We start from the raw sequence: 16762 nt of genomic DNA on the forward strand, positions 1-16762 counted from the left end.
CGACTATGGACGGTCAAACGGGCATTTTTATGGTGGTTCATCCGGGCTCTTTGGGGTCTGGAGAGGTGTGGTAACCACCATTTTCCAAAGATGTCCCGGATGAACAACGTACAGAGAGATCACAACTAACAGTCGACTCTATCGGCGAATGCCCCGCGCAGCAGCGTGGCGAAATTGCGGATCAACGGGGTTACCCGTTCGCGATGCCACGCCAGCTGCACTTCCGAATGGGCACCGGCATCGGCCAGCGCCACGAAGCGCGATCCTTCCACCCGGATGTGATCGCACGAAGACGGCAGGATCGCGGCGCCCAGGCCTGCGGCGGCCAGGCTGATCAGCGTCGAGGCTTCACCCGCCTCCTGCACGATGCGCGGCGTGAATCCGGCAGCCGCGCACAACGCGATCATGTGGTCATGGATGCCGGCACCGGCACTGCGGCGGAACGCCACGAATGGCTCCTGCGCGAAGTCGCGCAGCGACAGCGTGCCCTGCTTCGACAGTCTGCGCAGGGCAGGATGGTCGGCATGCACGATCAACGCCAGCGGATCGACGAACAGGCTGTGCGCCACCAGTTCCGGCGGCAGCGCACGCTTGCGGATGATGCCCACGTCCAGTGAGCCGTCGAGCAGCGCGTCGATCTGCTGCAGGGTGTTCATCTCGCTCAGCTGCAGCCGCACCTGCGGATACTGCTGGCGGTAATGCAGGATCGAACGCGGAATCTGCGGCGACAGCGGCGTGGCGCGGGTCAGGCCGATGTGCAGTTCACCCTGCTCACCGCGCTGCGCGCGCTGTACCTCGTCCACCGCCGTTTCCACCTGCTGCACGATGGCGCGTGCACGTTCCTGCAGCAGCTCGCCCGCAGGCGTCAGCTGCACACGACGATGGCTGCGCACGAACAGGCGCGCACCGATCAGGTCCTCCAGCTGGCGGATCTGCTGGCTGAGCGGCGGCTGCGACATGCCCAGCCGCTCCGCCGCCTGGCCGAAGTGCAGCGTATCGGCAACAGCGAGGAAGTAACGCAGGTGGCGGAGTTCGATGGACATGGGGCCAGTTTATTCATCGTCAGCCGGAAATGAATCAGAGATGGGATCCGATCCCGTGCCGACCAACGGTCGGCACCCACCAACAGCAGCTGGCACCAACAGCAGCTGGCACCAACAGCAGCAACCAACTGTCGAAGGCGGGGTGGGTCCGGTTGCGGGGGTGTGAGCGGCATGGATGCCGCGACCAAGCCCCCAAGGGTGAGGGCGCTTTGCTTGCGAAGCATTGCTTCGCAAGCGCCCGAACGCACAGCCGCCAGCGGCTGGGCCGGACCGCGGAGCGGGGTTTACGGCGTCCCCCGCAACCGGACCCACCCCGCCATCCCACGGAATGCCCGCTGTTGCCGTTGACGTTGCCGTTGCTTCGGCCTCTGCAGGTGCAGGGCGGCAGCCCTGCAAACCAGAACACCCCTCACCGCTCCGAATGCCCGCTCTGGTCGTAATCGCGCGGGCTGAACAACTCCGGCTGGATCAGCTCGATGAACGCCCGCGCCTGCGCCGACAGCGCCTTGCCCCGGCGCACGATCACCCCGTAACTGCGTTCCGGGAACCAGCGCTTCATCGACCGCGCCGCCAACCGCTCGCGGTCGGCCTCGTTCAGGCACAGCGCCGGCACGATCGAAATGCCCATGCCCATCGCCACGTACTGCTTGATCACCTCCCAGCCGCCGACCTCCAGTGCCACGGTGTAGGCGATGCGGTGGCGCTGGAACACCTGGTCCACCAGGCGGTAGGTGATCTGCCGCTTCGGCGGCAGTACCAGCGGATAGCGCGCGATGTCGGCCAGCTCCAGCTCGCCGCCACTGGCCAGCGGATGATCGTGCGGTGCGATCAGCACCTGCTCGAAGCGGTAGGCCGGGGCGTAGCTCAGGTCGGCCGGCACATCGGTCATCGAACCGATCGCCAGGTCGGCGGCATCCTCGCGCAGCAGGTCGGTGCCGTCGGCGCTGATCGCGTTGTGCAGGGTCAGACGCACGTCCGGGTGATGCAGGCGGAAGCGTTCGACGATCTTCGGCAGCAGGTAGAGGATGGTGGAACTGTTGGCGGCGATGTTCAGTTCGCCCGCATCCAGGCCGCGCACCTTGTCGCGGAAGCGCGCCTCCAGCCCGTCCAGGTTTTCCACCAGTGGTTGCGCCATTTCATACAGCAGCTGGCCCTCGCGGCTGGGCACCAGGCGGCGCCCGCTGCGCTCGAACAGCGGCACCCCCAGCTCCCGTTCCAGCGCCTGCAACTGCAGGCTGATCGCCGGCTGGCTGACGAAAAGTGCCTCAGCCGCCCGTGAGACCGAGCCCAGGCGCACGGTCTGGCAGAACGCGCGCAGCGGCTTCAGCCGGTCGGATTTGTAGGAAAAACGCGGACTTGGCGGGGTGCGTGTGCTCATCGTGTCACGAGTATTAGCACAACTTATGTAGAACATTGCAAAAACTGTTTTGCCAAATACTCCGGCCCAGCGGCACCGTGGAGTCGTTCCCCCACCGCTGGAGTCGCCCCATGTCCGCCGTCGCTTCCGCTGTTCCCACCCCCGCCGCCAAGGCTACCCCCGGAATCGCTCTGGCGACCCGCGTGGCCGGCCAGGACACCGTGCTGCCGGCGCCGCTGCTGGCCCTGCTGGTGTCGCTGCACCGTGCGGTGGAACCGGGCCGGCAGGCACGGCTGCAGGCCCGCCGCGAGCGCCAGGCGTTCTTCGACCAGGGCGGCCTGCCGGACTTCCGCGAAGACACCACCGCGATCCGCAACGGCGACTGGCGCGTTGCCCCGCTGCCGGCCGCGCTGCAGGACCGCCGCGTCGAGATCACCGGCCCGACCGACCCGAAGATGGTCATCAACGCGCTGAACTCCGGCGCCAAGGTGTTCATGGCCGACTTCGAGGATTCGACCTCGCCGACCTGGCGCAACCTGCTGGCCGGCCAGCAGTCGCTGGCGGCGGCGGTGCGCGGTGATCTGCAATTCACCGCTGCAAATGGCAAGCACTACAGCCTGCGCCCGTACGACGAGCAGGCGGTGCTGATCGTGCGCCCGCGCGGCTGGCACCTGGACGAAAAGCACGTGGCCATCGACGGCCAGCCGCTGGCCGGTGGCCTGTTCGACGCGGCGGTGTTCGCCTTCCACAACGCCCGCACCCTGCAGGCGAAGGACCGCGGCCCGTACTTCTACCTGCCCAAGCTGCAGAGCATGGAAGAGGCGGCGCTGTGGGAGACCGCGCTGTCGCACATCGAAGGCATGCTCGGCCTGCCGCATGGCCAGATCAAGGTGACGGTGCTGATCGAAACGCTGCCGGCGGTGTTCGAGATGGACGAGATCCTGCACGCGCTGCGTGACCGCATCGTCGGCCTGAACTGCGGGCGCTGGGACTACATCTTTTCGTACCTGAAGACCTTCCGCCGCCACGCCGATCGCGTGCTGCCCGAGCGCGGCCAGGTGACCATGACCCAGCCGTTCCTGAAGGCCTATTCGGAACTGCTGATCCAGACCTGCCACCGCCGCGGTGCGCATGCGATGGGCGGCATGGCCGCGCAGATTCCGATCAACAACGATGCCGCCGCCAACGAACAGGCGATGGCCCGCGTGCGCGCCGACAAGCTGCGCGAAGTCACCGCCGGCCATGACGGCACCTGGGTTGCGCACCCGGCGCTGATTCCGGTGGCGATGGCGATCTTCGACGAACACATGCCCGGTGCGAACCAGCACAGCGTGCTGCGCCAGGACGTGCGCGTCGGCCGCGACGAACTGATCGCACGGCCGCCGGGCACCATCACCCGCGCCGGTTTCGAAGGCAACGTGGAAGTCTGCGTGCGCTACCTGGCCGCTTGGCTGGATGGCAACGGCTGCGTGCCGATCCACCACCTGATGGAGGATGCGGCCACCGCCGAGATCAGTCGCAGCCAGCTGTGGCAGTGGCTGCACACGCCGGGCCAGCAGCTGGACGACGGCACCGCGATCGACCTCGCGCTGCTGGATTCCACCCTCTCGCAGCTGCCGGCACGGCTGGGCGATACCGCCGCGCTGCCCGGTGGCGCACGCATCGGCGAGGCCATCGCCCTGCTCGGCGAACTGAGCCGCAGCGACGAACTGACCGATTTCCTGACCCTGCCGGCCTACGCGCGTATCGACTGACCGACTGCCCGCAAACCCGCCGTTTCCCTCCCCGCTGCACGCACGAACCGAACTGGAGAAAGACATGAGCAAGCTGCCCACTGCCGAACAGATCCAGCACGACTGGGATACCAACCCGCGTTGGGAAGGCATCCAGCGCAACTACAGCGCCGCCGACGTGGTGCGCCTGCGCGGCACCGTCCACATCGAGCATTCGCTGGCCCGCCTGGGTGCGGAGAAGCTGTGGGCATCGCTGCATGAGCGCGAGTTCGTCAACGCGCTGGGTGCACTGACCGGCAACCAGGCCATGCAGCAGGTCAAGGCCGGGCTGAAGGCGATCTACCTGTCCGGCTGGCAGGTGGCGGCCGACGCCAACCTGGCCGGCCAGATGTATCCGGACCAGTCGCTGTACCCGGCCGATTCGGTGCCGGCGGTGGTCAAGCGCATCAACAACACGCTGCTGCGTGCCGACCAGCTGCACCACGCCGAAGGCAAGGATGACATCGACTTCCTGCAGCCGATCGTGGCCGACGCCGAAGCCGGTTTCGGGGGCGTACTCAACGCCTTCGAACTGATGAAGGCGATGATCGAGGCCGGCGCCGCCGGCGTGCATTTCGAAGACCAGCTGGCGTCGGTGAAGAAGTGCGGCCACATGGGCGGCAAGGTGCTGGTGCCGACCCGCGAGGCCATCGAGAAGCTCAACGCCGCACGCCTGGCCGCCGACGTGCTGGGCGTGCCGACCCTGCTGGTCGCGCGCACCGATGCCGAGGCCGCGGATCTGCTGACCAGTGACATCGACGGCAACGACCGCCCGTTCACCACCGGCGAGCGCACCGTCGAGGGCTTCTACAAGACCCGCAATGGCCTGGACCAGGCGATCAGCCGTGGCCTGGCCTACGCGCCCTACGCCGACCTGGTGTGGTGCGAGACCGGCAAGCCGGACCTGGAATTCGCACGCAGGTTCGCCGAGGCGATCCATGCGAAGTTCCCGGGCAAGCTGCTGGCCTACAACTGCTCGCCCAGCTTCAACTGGAAGAAGAACCTGGACGACGCCACCATCGCCAAGTTCCAGCGTGAGCTGGGCAGCTATGGCTACAAGTTCCAGTTCATCACCCTGGCCGGCTTCCACGCGCTGAACTACGGCATGTTCAATCTGGCCCACGGCTACGCACGCCGCCAGATGAGCGCGTTCGTGGAACTGCAGGAAGCCGAGTTCGAAGCCGCCGAGCGCGGCTTCACCGCGGTCAAGCACCAGCGCGAGGTTGGCACCGGCTACTTCGATGCCGTGACCCAGGCGATCCAGCAGGGCCAGTCCTCGACCACCGCGTTGACCGGCTCGACCGAAGAAGAGCAGTTCCACGGCGGGCGCAGCGAACGCGCTGCGTGATGCGGTAGTGCCCGGCCGCTGGCCGGCACCCACGTGCGCCTTCGGGCACTACGGAGAAGCCGGCCAGCGGCCGGCTCTACCGGGGTCGCGAATCCGATCAGGGTGGCCAGGGAAGGGCCAGGCAACGCCGGCCGGTCGGGGGACCTGCCGGCGTTGTTGTATCGATGGAAACACGATGAACGCATGCAGCGTCAATCCAGCGCACCCCACAGTCCGGCAACTTGGCCGAAACCCTGTGAAGGTGGCCATCAGATTGATCCGGAACGACTTTTCCCTGGACCGTGGCGGGCAGAACGGCCACCGTGCGCCTTCACATCGGGAAAGCGGACCACAAGGCTCAAAATGAGATAGGGCGCACATTTTAAAGCGGTGCTATGCTCCGCGGCTCACCAGGGGACGCTGGCGGCGGGTGCAGGGAATGACCGGCAGGGGTGCGGCCGAGAACAGTGATGTGACGTCAGGTATCGCCCGGGTGGCGATGGCCGAGATCGTGCATGCGCTGCTGTCCGATGCCGAGGTCGCATTGTTCGCCAGATTTGCCCGTCCACGCAAGCTTCATGCCGGGCAGTGGCTGTTCCAGCGTGGCCACCGTGGCGAGCGCATGTACGTGATCCTGGAAGGCCAGATCGAACTGGATTTCGGCGAGGACCTGGTGATCAAGACCCTCGGGCAGCAGGAGTTCTTCGGTGAGCTGGGCCTGCTGGTGGGTGACCACCCGCGCAGCGCCAGTGCGCGCGCCCTGGTGGACTGCGAGGTGCTTGAGCTGGGGCCCGCCGACTTCCATCGTCTGGTGGAATCCGATCCGGGCCTGGTCGCCTACTTCCTGCGCCGCACGATCATGCGCGTGCTGACCAACGAACAGGCCCTGATCAGCCAGCTGCGCCGGCGCAACCATGATCTGGAAACCGCGCTGGACAATCTGTACATCACTACCCACCAGCTGACCCACACCCGTGAACTGGTGCGTACCGATGAACTGACCGGGCTGCACAACCGCCGTGGCCTCACCCTGTACCTGCAGGAATGCCGCGCCGATGGCAGTGGGCTGCCGCAGGCGCTGCTGCTCATCGACTGCGACCGCTTCAAGCAGATCAATGACCGCCATGGCCACCAGGCCGGCGATCGCGTGCTGCAGAGCATGGGCAACATCCTGCGCTCGATGGCCGGCGAGCAGGACCTGGCCTGCCGGCTCGGCGGTGACGAGTTCTGCCTGATCCTGCGTCGTGGCAACCACGAGATCGTGCAGCACGCGGCAGAGTTCATCCTCAGCGCGGTACACGGCCTGCTCGAGCGCAGCCACGGCACGCCGCACGTCAGCCTGGTCAGCATCGGTGCCAGCCTGCTGGACCCGGATGCGGGCTGGAGCGAGTGGTACGCCAGCGCGGATCGTGCGCTGTACCAGGCCAAGCGTGATGGTGGCAACTGCCTGCGTTGGGCAGACGCAGTGGACTCACCCTAGATCGGGAGACAGAGGCGATGAATGGCGACAACGGAACGTCGGCGCCGCACAACCAGCAACTGCGCGCCCTGCTGTTCACCGACCTGTGTGACTCGCTGCTGCTGGTCGAACGCATCGGCGATGTCGCTGCCGCCGAACTGTTCCAGGAACACGACCGGCTGGTGCTGGCGCTGCAGCAGCGCTGGAACGGCCAGCTGATCGATCGCTCCGACGGGCTGTTCATGCTGTTCGAGCGCCCGATCGACGCGCTTGGCTTCGCATTGGATTACCAGCGTGGGCTGCAGCCGCTGGGGCAGAGACACGAGATCCATCTGCAGGCGCGGGCCGGTCTGCATGTGGGCGATGTGCTGACCTGGGAGAACAGCGCCGAGGCAGTGCGGGCTGGCGCCAAGGCGATTGAAGTCGAAGGCCTGGCCAAGCCGACGGCGGCGCGCCTGATGCAGTTGGCACGTCCGGGCCAGATCCTGCTTTCGGCGGTGGCCGAATCCATCGTGCGTCGCTCCAGTGGGTCGCTGGGCGCGATGGCTGAAGGCCTGCAATGGCGATCGTTCGGGCGATGGCGCTTCAAGGGCGTGAGCCAGCCAGCCGAAGTCTACGGCGTGCAGGCGGCGGGCATGCCCACGCCGGGGCGGCTGCGGCACACGGCCAAGGCCCGGCGTGATCTTCCGTTGTGGCGCCGTCCGCTGGCGATGGCGGCGCAGGCCGCCGTACTGCTGGCCGCGGTGCTTGGCGTCTGGTTGCTGACCCGGCCACAGCCGGCCATCGCGTTCGCCGAACGCGACTGGGTGGTGCTCGGCGGGCTGCATAACCTCACCGGCAATCGACTGCTCGATGACGCCCTGGACCAGGCGTTCCGGATCAGTCTCGAGCAGTCCCGCTACGTCAACGTCGTCAGTGACGACCGCGTCGGCCGCACCCTTGAGATGATGCGGAAACCGCCGGATCGCGGCGTCCGCGAACGTGGCGATGCCGCCGCTGTGGCGGTGCGCACGGGCGCCCGCCTGGTGTTCGTGCCATCGGCGACCGATGTCGGCGGCCGAACCCGCTTCAGCGTGGAGGTGGTCGAGCCGTCGACGCTGCGCACCCTGGCCGTGGTATCCGCCGATGCGAAGGCGGGTGCGGTACTGGCGGCGGTGGACGATGTTTCGCGCCAGCTGCGCGATCGCCTGGGCGAAGAGCCCGCATTGATCCAGCGCGACAGCCAATCCCTGCCGGAGGTGACCACGGGCAGCATGGATGCGTTGCGTGCGTTTGCCTTGGGCCAGAAGCGCTACAGCCGAGGAGATTTCAACGGCGCGATGGCGTTCTTCGGACAGGCGATCGAGGTCGATCCTGAGTTCGCCCTGGCATGGCTGGGCCAAGCCCGCTGTCGCTTCGCCATGATGAATTACCGCGATGCCCGGCGTCTGCTGGCAGAGGCCGACCGTCGATCAGGGCACCTTACACCACGCGAGCGCCTGTACGTGCAGAACTGGGCGCTGCAGATCAGTGATCCGGATCGTGCCACCGATGGCTGGGCGCGCATGGCGGAGCTGTATCCGGATTACATGCCTGCAAGCTACAACGCCGGTCTGAATCTTTTCCACGAGAACCGCCTTGCCGAGGCCCTGGCGCTTTCCAGGCGTGTTGCACAAAGCAGGGTCGAGCTGCCTGAGATCGCGCAGGACCAGTACGGCCGCGCCTTGCTGGCCAGCGAGCGCTATGCAGAGGCTGACATCGCGTTCAGCCGTGCCGCCGGCAATGGTTGGGAAGGTGCATTGATGCGCCAGGCGACGGTGGCGGCAGCGCGTTCCGAGTTCGAGAAGGCCAATGCGCTGCTTGCGCGGATCGATCCAGGCAACTTCCATGCTAGCAATTTCGCTACCACGATTGCGCTTGACCAAGGCGATGTCGAGGGCGCCATCAAGCTCGCCGAACAGGGAAGGATGCTTGCCGGACAGCGCCAGGGCATGGATCGGTACAACTTCGACATGCCCCTGGCCGTCGCCTACATGATGGCCGGCAGAAGGTCGAAGGCGCTGATGGTGGCGCGCGTGGCCGCGACCGCGCCGTTCGCAGAGCTGAGCGGCGAACCCGCGGTGGAGGTAGTGGATCGCCTGGTTGCAGCACACGCGGCAGCCTTGCTGGCACTGAGACTGGGCGATGCCGCACCGGCCAAGGCGGTCCAGGCCCGGATGAACGCGCTTCAGGATCTCCCTGACAGCAGCGTGTTGCGCCAGTACGTCACCCTGTTGGCCGGGCGGATGATGCAGCATGAGGGCCGGCCCCAGGCCGGGCTGGACCTGCTCGTACCGCTGTTGAAGAAGCAGCCACGCCTGCAGGTGCGGCTGGCAGTGCGTGACCTGGCGCTGGAGGCGGGCCTGAAGGATGTTGCCCAGGAGCAGACGCGTTGGCTGCGTGATCGCCCCGGATTTGCATATGCAGAAGCGCAATGCAGCTTCTGCCTGCAGGCGCTTAACGTAGTGGATGTGCGGAGGCTCATGGCGGCGCCGGCAATCGAGGCCGCCGACACCATGGCCTCGATGCCTCAGCGCAGCGTGCGCGGCGAGCCGTAACCGTCCTCCAGCATCGGCACGGAGTAGCCGGTACCACTGGTCAGCATGGCGATGATCTGGTCTTCGGCCTGTGCGATGACGTCTTTCTCCGCCAGGCAGATGTTCTTGCAGCAATCCTGGACGAACTGCTGAAGGTCAGCCGGGTTGGATGGAACGTGTCCAGCCAGCAGTATCGCGGCAGCCGTGTCGGTGGCGAAGAGCTGGCGGAAGGTGTCATCGGTGGCGAGGCGCTGAACCAGCGTCCTTGCGACCGGCAGCGAGAGCGTCAACGTGGGCATTGTGTACTGCATCCATGGAGTGTCGAGGGGCAGTGGTGATGTCGGCTTGGCAAAGCGGTTCTTGAGAGGGTAGAGCGGGAGATGTAAAGGAATCGGGTCGCGGTTCGATAACGTGGATTCACGATGAAGGAAGGGCTGATCCGATGGATGTCAGGCGCTGCGCGATCGTAGTGGTACAGCCCACCGAGCAGATCCGGTTTGAGTTTGAGGGCCTGCTGCGCGGTGGTGATGGGCTGGTGCGCACGCTTGCCTGGGAGGCACTCGCCCCCCACCTGGATGGACCGGTGGTGCTGGACGCTGCGGCACAGGCACTGCTGGGAAGTCTGAGCCCAAGTGCATGGACCACGCTTGAGGCAGGGGAGGCCTGTTCACCCGCGATGGACCTGCTGATCGCCAGTGGCCTGGTGTTGATCCGCGGACAGGATGACGATGTTGCCGCTCGTGACGAGCGGCTGCGTGCAACGCATTGGCACCCCCTGGCTGCGGTCATGCATGCCTTCTCACGCTGGGAGGATGTTGACGCCGTTCGCAACATGCGTGAATCACAGATCGAAACGGCCTCGCAGATGCGCAGGACGTTGGGACCGCCGCCACCGCACGCTGCCGCTGCCGACGCTGGGTTGGTACCACTGCCGCCTCAGCAGTCCAACGATTTCGACGCACTGCTGGCGCGGCGCGTCACCTGCCGGAACTTCGATGTCACCCGATCACTGCCGCTGTCCCTGCTGAGCCAGATGCTGCAACGGGCATTCGGCAGCAGCAGCTGCCAGCGCGAAGGCGATGATCTGGTGTTCCTGAAGAAGAACGTACCTTCGGGCGGCGGACTGCATCCTGTGGAAGCCTACGTGCTGGTGCGCAATGTCGATGGACTTGCCGCGGGCATGTACCTCTATCGAGCGCAGGGCCACGGACTGATGCCGGTTGAGTGCCCCGTGGCCATCGATCGCGACTTCGTGATGTCCATGGTCGGGCAGCAGCACTGGTTCGCGGATGCGCACGTGCTGGTGGTCCTGGCCCCGCGTTTCAACAGGACGTACTGGAAGTATCGCCAGCATGGGAAAAGCTATCGGGTTGTCGCGATGGAGGCGGGACATCTATCCCAGACGCTGTACCTGGCGGCCACGGATGCCGGCCTGGGAGCATTCATTACTGCAGCGATCAACGAAAAGCCCATCGAACGTGCCCTGGGCCTGGACACGATCAACGAGGGGGTACTCGCGGTCTGCGGTTTCGGATGGCGTGCATCACGGATGACGACCAGCGAGCTGGACCCTGCAGGCACGATCTGGAACCTTGAAGACCGCGCGGGCTGACCCCGCGCGGCCTCTGCTGCATCACGCCGCTTCGAAGTCCACCAGTACCGCGCCATCACCCACCTGGTCGCCGGCCTTGGCGCGATAGCCCTTCACCGTCCCATCCGCCGGTGCCTGCAGGGTGTGCTCCATCTTCATCGCTTCCAGCACCACCAGCGGCGTGCCGCGCTTGACCTCGGTGCCGGCCGCGACCAGTGTCGCGACGATCTTGCCCGGCATCGGCGCCAGCAGGCTGCCGGCATCCGCCACGGCGTGGTCCGATTCGCCCACCGGATCGTGCAGGGTGAAGCGGTGCTGGCCGTCGGCGCCGAACAGGTACAGCTGGTCACCGTCGCGCAGCAGCTGCAGCGACCAGCGGCGTTCGCCCAGCTGCACGGTAAGATGCTGCGCATCGGCTGTGCCGATCACCTGAACCGGCGCGGCGTCATCGCGCTGCACGCGCCAGCCATCGGCCTGTGCCCACACTTTGAGCGTGTGCTTGCGTTCGCCCTGCTGCAGCGGCAGCACGCGCGGTGCCGATGCGCCGAGGCGCCAGCCATCCTGGGCCTGCCATGGCGAATGCGGGTCGCGCGCGTCGGTGCTGGCACCGGCAGTGCCAGCAACCGCGGCCACGGCGGCCAGCTGCCACAGGGCATCATCCGTGTCGCCCACTGCGCTCAATGCCGCCTGTTCGCGTTCGATCAGCGCGGTATCCAGCCTGGCGTGCGCGAACGAATCGGTATTCACCAGCCGGCGCAGGAAGCCGGCATTGGTGGTCACGCCTACCACCTGGCAGTCGGCCAGCGCCTGGCTCATGCGGCGCAGCGCGGCATCACGGTCCACGTCCCAGACGATCAGCTTGGCAATCATCGGGTCGTAGTACGGGGTGATGCTGTCGCCTTCCTCCACGCCGGTATCCACGCGCACATGGGCCGACGGGGCCGGCAGGCGCAGGCGGCGCAGAGTGCCGGTGGAGGGCAGGAAGCCACGGTCGGCATCTTCGGCATACAGGCGCGCTTCGATCGCGTGGCCGTGGATGGCCAGCTGCTCCTGGCGCAGCGGCAGCGGCTGGCCCGAGGCCACGCGCAGCTGCCATTCCACCAGGTCGGTACCGGTGATGTACTCGGTGACCGGGTGCTCGACCTGCAGGCGGGTGTTCATTTCCATGAAGTAGAAATCGCCGTCCGGGCCGGCGATGAACTCCACCGTGCCCGCACCTTCATAGCCCACCGCGCGCGCGGCATCGACCGCCGCCTTGCCCATCGCAGCACGACGTTCCGCGCTCATGCCCGGGGCCGGCGCTTCTTCCAGCACCTTCTGGTGGCGGCGCTGCACCGAGCAGTCGCGCTCGAACAGGTACACCGCGTCACCGTGGCTGTCGCCGAATACCTGGATCTCGATATGGCGCGGGCGCTCGACATACTTCTCGACCAGAACGTGGTCGTTGCCGAACGCCGAGGCCGCCTCGCGCTGGCAGCTGGCCAGCGCATCGACGAAGTCCTCGCTGCGCTCGACCTTGCGCATGCCCTTGCCACCGCCACCGGCGCTGGCCTTGATCAGTACCGGGTAGCCGATGGCGTCGGCCTGCGTGCGCAGGAAGTCCGGTGCCTGCTGGTCGCCGTGGTAGCCCGGGGTCAGCGGTACACCGGCCTTGGCCATCAGCGCCTTGGCCGCGCTCTTGTCGCCCATCGCGCGGATCGCGCTGGCCGGCGGCCCGATGAAGGTGATGCCGGCGGCGGCGCAGGCATCGGCGAAGTCGGCATTCTCGGACAGGAAGCCGTAGCCGGGGTGGATCGCCTGCGCGCCGGTCGCGCGTGCCGCGTCGAGCAGCGCATCGCCGCGCAGGTAGCTCTCACGCGCGGCGGCCGGACCAATGCGGATGGCTTCGTCGGCCAGGCGCACGTGGCGCGCGTTGCGGTCGGCATCGGAATACACCGCCACGGTGGCGATGCCGAGGCGGCGGCAGGTGGCGATGACGCGACAGGCGATTTCGCCACGGTTGGCGATCAGGACTTTGGTGAACATGGCAACGGGCTTCATGGGAGCGTGCTCGGTCATGGCATGGATTACATGCGGAACACGCCGAAGCGCGTCTGCTGCGGGGCGGCGTTGAGGCTGGCCGACAGCGCCAGGGCCAGCACCCGGCGGGTGTCGGCCGGATCGATCACGCCGTCGTCCCACAGGCGCGCGCTGGCGTAGTACGGGTGGCCCTGCTGCTCGAACTGGTCGCGGATCGGCGCCTTGAACGCGTCTTCCTCCGCAGCCGGCCACTGGCCGCCCTTGGCTTCGATGCCATCGCGCTTGACCGTGGCCAGCACGCTGGCGGCCTGCTCGCCGCCCATCACGCCGATGCGTGCGTTCGGCCACATCCACAGGAAGTTCGGCGAGTACGCGCGGCCGCACATGCCGTAGTTGCCGGCGCCGAACGAACCGCCGATCACCACGGTGAACTTGGGAACCTTGGCGCAGGCCACCGCCATCACCAGCTTGGCGCCGTCCTTGGCGATGCCGCCCTGTTCGTACTTGCGGCCGACCATGAAGCCGGTGATGTTCTGCAGGAACACCAGCGGAATGTTGCGCTGGGTGCACAGCTCGATGAAGTGCGCGCCCTTCAGCGCCGACTCGGAGAACAGGATGCCGTTGTTGGCGATGATGCCGATCGGGTAGCCGTTCAGATGGGCGAAGCCGGTGACCAACGTTGCGCCATAGCGCGGCTTGAACTCGTCGAAGCGCGAGCCATCGACCAGGCGCGCGATCACTTCGCGCACGTCGTAGGGCTTGCGCGTATCGGCCGGGATCACACCGTACAGTTCGTGTGCCGGCAGCAGCGGTTCTTCGCTGGCCTGCACCGCCATCGCCGGTTCCGGCTTGCGCCAGTTCAGCTGCGCGATGATCGCACGCACCCGTGCCAGTGCCTGCAGATCGTTGTCAGCCATGTGGTCGGCCACGCCGGATATGCGGGTGTGCACTTCGGCGCCGCCCAGTTCCTCGGCGGTCACTACTTCACCGGTGGCCGCCTTCACCAGCGGCGGGCCGCCGAGGAAGATCGTGCCCTGCTCGCGCACGATCACCGTCTCGTCGCTCATCGCCGGCACGTAGGCGCCACCAGCGGTGCAGCTGCCCATCACGCAGGCGATCTGCGGAATGCCCTGCGCCGACAGGTTGGCCTGGTTGTAGAAGATGCGGCCGAAATGGTCGCGGTCGGGGAAGACTTCGTCCTGCAGCGGCAGGAACGCGCCGCCGGAATCGACCAGGTAGATGCACGGCAGGTGGTTCTGTTCGGCAATCTCCTGCGCGCGCAGGTGCTTCTTCACCGTCATGGGATAGTAGGTGCCGCCCTTGACCGTGGCATCGTTGGCCACGATCACGCACTCCACGCCGCTCACCCGGCCGATGCCGGCCACCACGCCGGCGGCCGGCACGGCGTCTTCGTACATGCCATGCGCGGCCAGCGGCGCGATTTCGAGGAAGGCGCTACCGGGGTCGAGCAGGGCGTCGATGCGGTCACGCACCAGCAGCTTGCCGCGTGCGGTGTGCTTGGCGCGTGCGGCTTCGCTGCCACCCAGCGCGGTGCGCGCCAGGGTGGCGTGCAGATCGTCAACCACGGCCTGCATGGCCGCGCGGTTGGCTTCAAAGGTATCGCTGCCCGGTTGCAGCTGGCTGTTCAGGACGGTCATCGCGGTGGCCTTACAGGGTGCGCTGGAACAGTTCGCGGCCGATCAGCATGCGGCGGATCTCCGAAGTGCCGGCGCCGATTTCATACAGCTTGGCGTCGCGCCACAAGCGGCCGGTCGGGTATTCGTTGATGTAGCCGTTGCCGCCCAGGATCTGGATCGCCTGGCCGGTCAGCCAGGTGGCCTTCTCGGCGGCGTACAGGATGGCACCGGCGGCGTCCTGGCGGGTGGTGCGGCCCTGGTCGCAGGCGCGCGCCACGGCATAGACATAGGCGCGGCAGGCGCCCAGGCCGACGTACATGTCGGCGATCTTGGCCTGGATCAGCTGGAAGCTGCCGATCGCCTCACCGAACTGGTGGCGCTCGTGCACGTACGGCATCACCACGTCCATCGCCGCGGCCATCAGGCCCAGCGGGCCGCCGGACAGCACCACGCGCTCGTAGTCCAGGCCGGACATCAGCACGCGCACGCCACCGCCAACCTGGCCCAGCACGTTTTCTTCCGGCACTTCGCAGTCCTGGAACACCAGCTCGCAGGTGGGCGAGGAGCGCATGCCCAGCTTGTCCAGCTTCTGCGCGGTGGAGAAGCCCTTCATGCCCTTCTCGACCAGGAACGCGGTGATGCCCTTGGCGCCGGCGTCCATGTCGGTCTTGGCATAGACCACCAGCACGTCGGCATCCGGGCCGTTGGTGATCCACATCTTGTTGCCGTTGAGCACGTAGCGGTCGCCGCGCTTGTCGGCGCGCAGCTTCATCGACACCACGTCCGAACCGGCACCCGGCTCGCTCATCGCCAGCGCACCGACCAGGCTGCCGTCGCACAGGCCGGGCAGGAAGCGCTGCTTCTGTTCTTCGTTGCCGTTCTTGCGCAGCTGGTTCACGCACAGGTTGGAATGCGCGCCATAGGACAGGCCAATGCCGCCGGAGGCACGCGAGATCTCTTCCATCGCCACCACATGGGCCAGGTAGCCCATGCCGGTGCCGCCGTATGCTTCTTCCACGGTGAGGCCGAGCAGGCCCTGTTCGCCCAGCTTCGGCCACAGGGCCAGCGGGAACTGGTTGCTGGCATCGGCCTCGGCGGCCAGCGGTGCGACCTCGGCGGCGGCAAAATGGGCCACGCTCTGGCGCAGCAGGTCGATGTCTTCGCCAAGGTCGAAGTTCAGGGATGGCACGTGCATTGTGGTGGCTCCACGACGGGATGGCAGGAAATGGACGCACCCGGCGGGGGAGCGGGCGGCGGTCTGCAGGACCGCTGCCCGCACGGGCGATTGGACCCCAGCGTAGCGGGGTTCGGATAAGAAGTGAATACAAATTCAAAAATTGAAACCAGAATCAAAACATGGCCTACAAACGCTCTGCACTGATGGAAGAACGCCTGGCCGGGGCCCGTGAACGGATCCTGCTGGCCACCCGTGAGCTGGTCGCCACCGGCGGCTGGCGCAACGCCCCGGTGACCGCCGTGGCAACCCAGGCGGGGGTGTCCACCGGCCTGATCTATCGCCATTTCCCGTCCAAGGCCGAGCTGTTCGTGGAGGTGCTCAACGCCGCGGTGGCCCACGAGGTCGCGATCATGGAGCGCATCGCCAGTGGTCCGGAGGTGGCCAGCGAGCGCCTGCGGTTGGCGATCACCGCCTTCGTTCGCCGCGCCCTGGCCGGGCCGGGGCTGGCCCATGCCTTCATCGTCGAGCCGGTCGACCCGGACGTGGAAGCCGAACGCATGCGTGGCCGTCGTGCCTTTGGGGATGTCTTCCTGCGGCTGGTGGAGGAGGGCGTGGCCGCCGGTGAGCTGCCGGCGCAGGACGCGCATGTGGCCGCCGCCTGCCTGGTCGGCGCCTTCACCGAGGCGATGGTCGGCCCGACCGCACCCAGCCGCGAAGCGCACCGCGACGAAGACGCGCTGGTGGATGCGATCTGCAGCTTCTGCCTGCGCGCGATCGGCGCCCGGTAACGTGGTAGAGCCGGCCGCTGGCCGGCTTCTGTTGCTG

At 66.9% G+C, this 16762-nt stretch carries 12 protein-coding genes; 6 read left to right on the top strand and 6 right to left on the bottom strand.

The window, feature by feature from the left end; all coding sequences use genetic code 11:
* Positions 1-125: 125 nt before the first annotated feature.
* Positions 126-1043 (bottom strand): LysR family transcriptional regulator, encoded by a 918-nt coding sequence (locus tag AC5P5R_RS12515; protein ID WP_062606042.1) that lies wholly within the window; start codon positions 1041-1043, stop codon positions 126-128.
* A 409-nt stretch (positions 1044-1452) separates the two neighbouring features.
* Entirely contained in the window at positions 1453-2421 is a 969-nt protein-coding gene (locus tag AC5P5R_RS12520; protein ID WP_005407651.1) for a LysR family transcriptional regulator, read from the bottom strand.
* 110 nt (positions 2422-2531) lie between these two features.
* On the opposite strand from AC5P5R_RS12520, the gene aceB reads away from it, so the two are divergent.
* From aceB to AC5P5R_RS12540, 4 genes are all read left to right on the top strand, one after another.
* The gene (aceB, locus tag AC5P5R_RS12525) at positions 2532-4154 is read left to right on the top strand and encodes a malate synthase A (RefSeq protein ID WP_099561572.1); all 1623 of its coding nucleotides are present in this window, start codon (positions 2532-2534) and stop codon (positions 4152-4154) included.
* A 64-nt stretch (positions 4155-4218) separates the two neighbouring features.
* Positions 4219-5520: an isocitrate lyase gene (gene aceA / locus AC5P5R_RS12530; RefSeq protein ID WP_005407653.1), complete on the top strand. Its 1302-nt coding sequence runs from the start codon at positions 4219-4221 to the stop codon at positions 5518-5520.
* 418 nt (positions 5521-5938) lie between these two features.
* Positions 5939-6979, top strand: coding sequence for a GGDEF domain-containing protein (locus AC5P5R_RS12535; RefSeq protein ID WP_024956231.1), 1041 nt, complete (start codon positions 5939-5941; stop codon positions 6977-6979).
* 17 nt (positions 6980-6996) lie between these two features.
* Positions 6997-9534 (top strand): putative peptide modification system cyclase, encoded by a 2538-nt coding sequence (locus AC5P5R_RS12540; protein WP_100438219.1) that lies wholly within the window; start codon positions 6997-6999, stop codon positions 9532-9534.
* Here the strand turns inward: AC5P5R_RS12540 and AC5P5R_RS12545 are convergent.
* Entirely contained in the window at positions 9507-9812 is a 306-nt protein-coding gene (locus AC5P5R_RS12545; RefSeq protein ID WP_033833258.1) for an NHLP-related RiPP peptide, read from the bottom strand. The genes AC5P5R_RS12540 and AC5P5R_RS12545 overlap by 28 nt on opposite strands.
* 143 nt (positions 9813-9955) lie before the next feature.
* Here AC5P5R_RS12545 and AC5P5R_RS12550 point away from each other — a divergent pair, with 143 nt between their 5' ends.
* Positions 9956-11125 carry a putative peptide maturation dehydrogenase gene (locus tag AC5P5R_RS12550; RefSeq protein WP_100438220.1) on the top strand — a complete coding sequence of 390 codons (1170 nt, stop codon included), beginning with the start codon at positions 9956-9958 and terminating at the stop codon, positions 11123-11125.
* 21 nt (positions 11126-11146) lie between these two features.
* Here AC5P5R_RS12550 and AC5P5R_RS12555 read toward each other — a convergent pair whose 3' ends face one another.
* Genes AC5P5R_RS12555 through AC5P5R_RS12565 form a run of 3 tightly spaced genes read right to left on the bottom strand, consistent with a single transcriptional unit; the run spans position 11147 to position 15955 of the window.
* The gene (locus tag AC5P5R_RS12555; protein WP_407073447.1) at positions 11147-13162 is read right to left on the bottom strand and encodes an acetyl-CoA carboxylase biotin carboxylase subunit; all 2016 of its coding nucleotides are present in this window, start codon (positions 13160-13162) and stop codon (positions 11147-11149) included.
* An 8-nt stretch (positions 13163-13170) separates the two neighbouring features.
* A complete protein-coding gene (locus AC5P5R_RS12560; protein ID WP_100438222.1) occupies positions 13171-14781 on the bottom strand; it encodes a carboxyl transferase domain-containing protein in 1611 nt (536 codons plus the stop codon).
* A 10-nt stretch (positions 14782-14791) separates the two neighbouring features.
* Positions 14792-15955, bottom strand: a complete 1164-nt coding sequence (locus AC5P5R_RS12565; RefSeq protein WP_005407660.1) for an isovaleryl-CoA dehydrogenase — start codon at positions 15953-15955, stop codon at positions 14792-14794.
* Between the two features lie 161 nt (positions 15956-16116).
* On the opposite strand from AC5P5R_RS12565, the gene AC5P5R_RS12570 reads away from it, so the two are divergent.
* Positions 16117-16725 (top strand): TetR/AcrR family transcriptional regulator, encoded by a 609-nt coding sequence (locus tag AC5P5R_RS12570; protein WP_005407661.1) that lies wholly within the window; start codon positions 16117-16119, stop codon positions 16723-16725.
* The last annotated feature ends 37 nt before the right edge of the window (positions 16726-16762 follow it).

The sequence above is a fragment of the Stenotrophomonas sp. YJH_SMC_19 genome, assembly GCF_059367915.1.